Origin of the sequence: uncultured Georgenia sp. (assembly GCF_937958535.1) — a bacterium.
Lineage (GTDB): Bacteria > Actinomycetota > Actinomycetes > Actinomycetales > Actinomycetaceae > Oceanitalea.
Window position 1 is genome coordinate 1 of the sequence record NZ_CALGNQ010000178.1, and the last position, 2,455, is coordinate 2,455.

4 protein-coding genes are annotated in these 2,455 nt (G+C 73.9%); all 4 read right to left on the minus strand.

Going from position 1 to position 2,455, the window contains the following annotated elements; genetic code table 11:
* Positions 1–775: PHP domain-containing protein (locus Q0195_RS09375; protein WP_299277495.1), on the minus strand; the 775-nt coding region annotated here is incomplete at its 3' end.
* Between the two features lie 108 nt (positions 776–883).
* Positions 884–1,357 carry a GNAT family N-acetyltransferase gene (locus Q0195_RS09380; RefSeq protein WP_299277499.1) on the minus strand — a complete coding sequence of 158 codons (474 nt, stop codon included), beginning with the start codon at positions 1,355–1,357 and terminating at the stop codon, positions 884–886.
* Complete coding sequence (locus Q0195_RS09385; protein WP_299277502.1) at positions 1,354–2,280, minus strand: RluA family pseudouridine synthase; 927 nt, start codon at positions 2,278–2,280, stop codon at positions 1,354–1,356. Before Q0195_RS09385 ends, Q0195_RS09380 begins: the two co-directional genes overlap by 4 nt.
* On the minus strand, positions 2,273–2,455 hold a 183-nt coding region (locus Q0195_RS09390), incomplete at its 5' end, for a hypothetical protein (protein WP_299277504.1). The genes Q0195_RS09385 and Q0195_RS09390, both read right to left, overlap by 8 nt.

The following is a 2,455-nucleotide window of genomic DNA, read 5'->3' on the forward strand; positions in this document are numbered from 1 at the left end:
CGCCCTCGTCGTAGGTGGGCTCGGTGAGCTTGCTGCCGGACTGCAGGGCGAGCATGACCTCGTGGGTCTTGGCGTCCTCCGGGCGGGTGTAGTGGGAGTCGTTGGTCGCCAGCAGGGGGGCGCCGATCTCCTTGGCCAGGCGCAGCAGGTCCTTGGTCACCCGCCGCTCGATCTCCAGGCCGTGGTCCATGAGCTCGACGTAGTAGTTCTCCCGGCCGAAGATGTCCTGGAGCTCTCCGGCGGCCCGCAGCGCCTCGTCGTACTGGCCGAGCCGCAGCCGGGTCTGGACCTCACCGGAGGGGCAGCCGGTGGTGGCGATGAGCCCCCCGGCGTAGGTGCTGATGAGCTCGCGGTCCATCCGCGGCCACTTGCCCATCTGTCCCTCGAGGGACGCCCGCGACCCGAGGCGGAAGAGGTTGTTCATCCCCTCGTTGTTGCGCGCGAGCAGGGTCATGTGGGTGTAGGCACCGCGGGCGGAGACGTCGTCCTTGGCCTGGTGCTCCTCACCCCAGCGCACCCGGGTCTTGTCGAAGCGCGAGGTGCCGGGGGTGACGTAGGCCTCCAGCCCGATGATCGGCTTGACCCCGTACTTCTGGGCGGTCGACCAGAAGTCGAAGGCGCCGAAGAGGTAGCCGTGGTCGGTGATGGCCAGGGCCGGCTGCCCCATGCGCGCCGCCTCGGAGAGCAGCTCGTCGACCTTGGAGGCACCGTCGAGCATCGAGTACTCGGTGTGCACGTGGAGGTGGGCGAAGTTGTCGGATCCTCCAGCAGCCATGCCGGTCAGTCTAGGTCGCCCCGCCCACTTCCCCGACGACCCGCGCCGACCCCCACGTGGCACGGCGTGTCGCTGCGCCGTGACCGCCGCGCGCCCCCGCGCGGAGGGTCAGGAGCGGGTGAGGGTGCGGGCCATGTCCTGGTGCCAGATGCCCGCGTCGAGGTACCGCTCGCCGGTCACCGCGGCGTAGCCGAGGCGGCGGTAGAAGCCCATCGCGGCCTCCTGGGCGCTGAGCACGACCTCGACGGTGGGCGGGTCACCGGCGACGTGCCGCTCGAGGGCGACCTCCTCCAGCGCGGTGACGAGCAGCGCACCGATCCCCTGCCCGCGGACCTCGCGTCGGACCGCCAGTCGCCCGAGGTGGACGTGGCCGGGGGCGTCGTGGAGCAGCCGTCCGGTGCCGACCACCCGGCCCGTCTGCTCGTCGACCGCGAGGACGTGGGTGGTGGTCGGCGCCTCGTCGAGGTCGTCGACCTCGACCTCCCGTGGCACGCCCTGCTCCTCGACGAAGACGGCGAACCGCACATCCCACACCGCCGCGAGCTCCTCCCGGGTGGTCACCACCCGGGTGTGTACGTTCACCGCACACCCTCGCGCATGGCCTCGAGCGCGGCGGCGAGGTCGGCGGGGTACTCGCTGGTCACGACGACTTCGCGGCCGTGCCGCGGGTGGGCGAAGCCGAGCCGCACGGCGTGCAGCCACTGGCGGGTCAGCCCGAGCCGCTCGGCCAGCACCGGGTCGGCGCCGTAGGTGGTGTCCCCGACGCAGGGGTGGCGCAGCGCCGCGGTGTGCACCCGGATCTGGTGCGTGCGTCCGGTCTCCAGGTCGATCTCGAGCAGGGAGGCCCCGGGCATCGCCTCCAGGGTCCGGTAGTGCGTGACGGCGGGTTTGCCGTCGGCGACGACGGCGAACCGGTAGTCGTGGCGCGGGTCGCGGCCCACCGGCGCGTCGATCGTGCCGGCCAGCGGGTCCATGTGGCCCTGGACGAGCGCGTGGTAGACCTTCTGCACCGTGCGCTCCTTGAACGCGCGCTTGAGTGCGGAGTAGGCGAGCTCGGTCTTGGCCACGACCATGAGCCCGGAGGTGCCGACGTCGAGCCGGTGGACGATGCCCTGCCGCTCGGCGGCCCCGGAGGTGGCCACCCGGTAGCCGGCGGCGAGCAGCCCCCCGACGACGGTGGGGCCCTGCCACCCGGGGCTGGGGTGGGCGGCCACACCGACCGGTTTGTCGACGACGACGATGTCCTCGTCCTCGTGGACCACCTCGAGACCGGCCACCGGTTCGGGCGGGGCGGGGGCGGGGGCCGCGGGGAGGGTGACCTCGAGCCACCCGCCGGCCACGAGCCGGTCGGACTTGCCCAGGACACGGCCGTCGAGCAGCACGCCGCCGGACTCGGCCAGCTCGGCGGCCCGGGTGCGGGACAGCCCGAGCAGGCGTGCCAGGGCGGCGTCGACGCGCTCGCCGGCCAGACCGTCGGGGACGGGCAGGGATCGGGTCTCAGCCATCGTCGTCGGTGCGCTCCGCGAGTCGTGCCTCCCGCCGGGTGCGCGGGCGCCGGGACCACCGGGCCGTCGGGCCGGTGGCGGGCGGCGCCGCCGCGTCGGGGTCGGCAGGGGCGTCGGGGCCGGCAGCAGCATCGGGGCCGGCCGGGTGGTCGGGGCCGGCAGCAGCATCGGGGCC